The organism is Neisseria elongata subsp. elongata, assembly GCF_900113545.1.
GTDB classification, from domain to species: Bacteria; Pseudomonadota; Gammaproteobacteria; order Burkholderiales; family Neisseriaceae; genus Neisseria; species Neisseria elongata.
Genome location: NZ_FOPS01000023.1, coordinates 1 through 1,416 on the forward strand (window position 1 = coordinate 1; position 1,416 = coordinate 1,416).

Annotated in this window: 2 pseudogenes; both read left to right on the forward strand. The window is 35.5% G+C overall.

The window, feature by feature from the left end:
• Positions 1-229 (forward strand): annotated as a pseudogene (locus tag BM261_RS12965) (hypothetical protein); the annotation flags it as partial.
• A 190-nt stretch (positions 230-419) separates the two neighbouring features.
• Positions 420-898, forward strand: a pseudogene (locus BM261_RS12000) (hypothetical protein).
• The last annotated feature ends 518 nt before the right edge of the window (positions 899-1,416 follow it).

Sequence of the window (1,416 nt, forward strand, 5' to 3'; positions counted from 1 at the left end):
CTCCATTTCACTTTTTCCATCCCGCCCCATCCCCCATCATCCCACTTCTTCCCATTTATCTCATCATTCCTATATATTTATCTCATTGGGTTTCAAAAATCAGGCAAAATATATCTTGCGAAAATACAACGGAATCGACTGCAAATCTTTCCCACTATTCTTGAAAGAATGCGAATTTCAGTTTAACTTCGGCGCACCGTCTCAGCAGCTTCAAACCCTGCGGGATTAGTGTGAAATTTAAAGCTGATCTACGTCAGCCCCAAAAATAATATTTTTTTGTAGCACAGCATCTTGTAAGAAGGAACGAATTAAACTTTTTAAAAATTAACTTTTCTAATCCTGATAATAATTTTCAATATTTAGTAAACTTTTGGAAGAAACAAAACTACCAAAAGACCTGGCTAACAGAGTAAATAAAAATGGCAATTTGGAATTTTAGATACTACCTAATACCATCAACTGCTATCAAAGATACATTTGCTACAGATAAAGATATTTTATTTAATGAATATCGATCTAATAATTTTCCAAATTATAATGCATATCGAGAGTTTAAAAATTACTTCATTAATAATGAAGTATTATCATCTATTACAAATGAAGCAAAAAAAACCTTATGCCAAAAGAGTTTTGGGATAAAAATACGACTATGTTCAGTGATAACAATAGAAATAGTATCACCATTTGGACAGATGATATAGAATGTGAACTGGATTTAAGGTTTAATTATGCTGGATTTGTTCAACAAACCATTGATTGGGCAATAAAATATAATTGTCTACTTGTAATTGAAAAAACAGGAAATGTAATCTTCCCCGATATAAATAATTTAGCATTTGAAATCAATAACCTAATACAAAGAATAAATAATCTAGGGGCTTCCCTAGATAATCGGTGAATTTCAATTCAAGTTAGAACCATCTCTATGAAAAGAAGCCGCCTAAGTTAGCACAAGGAAAATAAGCTCATCAAACTATTCGTTTCAGGCATTACCGCCAGAACGACAGTCAATTAGTCAGTGTTAACAAAATACCGCAGACGATTGCTTACACCAACTACGTCTGCTTATATTTTCACAACAGCTCACATTTGGAAATATTTAACGGCAAAGTAGAAGCAGATAAAAGCTGCTTTGGCAGACATCGTAAAGTTAAACAGGGTCACGTTGCGTCAAGAAAAATCTCTGCATTATGTTTATGAAAGCGAAACGGTAAGATTTACGCCGTTGCCGTCCCCAATACGCAAACAGCCACCTTGCTATCTATTATCCGTGAGCAGGTAAACCTTACAGATAAACCACATAGCACACTGTGTTAAGAAGCAAGACTTCAGGCATCGGCCGCGAAACCCACAAAATGATGCTCGCCGCGTACACGCAGGTGAAAAACATCTACATTTCCACCCGCGAGGAACGCG